This is a genomic window from Pseudomonas sp. P5_B2 (assembly GCF_056400445.1).
Genome location: NZ_JBFULH010001446.1, coordinates 1 through 585 on the forward strand (window position 1 = coordinate 1; position 585 = coordinate 585).

The following is a 585-nucleotide window of genomic DNA, read 5'->3' on the forward strand; positions in this document are numbered from 1 at the left end:
GGATTCGCGCCAACCTATCGATGAAAACCTCCCGGATTTCGCGCTGCATGGTACTGATGAATCCGACGACAACTTCGCAGCGTCCCGCCAAGGTCTTCCCAACTATGGGCAAKATCGCGAAGCAATGCGTGCTGGTCGGAGCTGGACAGGAGTTCCGGGCGTTATTTTTGAGGATTACGCCGTTGCCGAGAGCATTCCCATTGTCGATCGGACGCGGGAGTTCCTGGGTAGCGGGGATCTCGCAATTGTCCGTTTACGGCGTGAATTGATGGAGCGGATTCGTCAATCGGAAGCCAATGAAGACAGCGTCCAGGCGCAAGCGAGCGACTACCGTTCATTGAGAGCGTTGGCTGACATGATTCCTGTTGGGACCGTCATTCAGGACTACACGGAGCAGAAGCGTCAAGAACGCAGAATGACTTATCTCTGATCCCGTCAGGCCGTCAGCTCGATGAGCTGGCGGCCGAACGCTCCAATAACAATCCATGGTTCGGGCTAGGTTGCGAAATGCCAAACACATTCAAGGTGTACATCAAATCAGTCACCCATGAGGCAGATGGGGTACTGGCGTATGAGCTAAAAGGG

General features: G+C 54.5%; 1 protein-coding gene. It reads left to right on the forward strand.

Translation table 11 applies throughout. The features are described 5' to 3' along the window. On the forward strand, positions 1-430 hold a 430-nt coding region (locus AC1DRJ_RS31745; protein ID WP_477805578.1), incomplete at its 5' end, for a hypothetical protein. Positions 431-585: the final 155 nt, after the last annotated feature.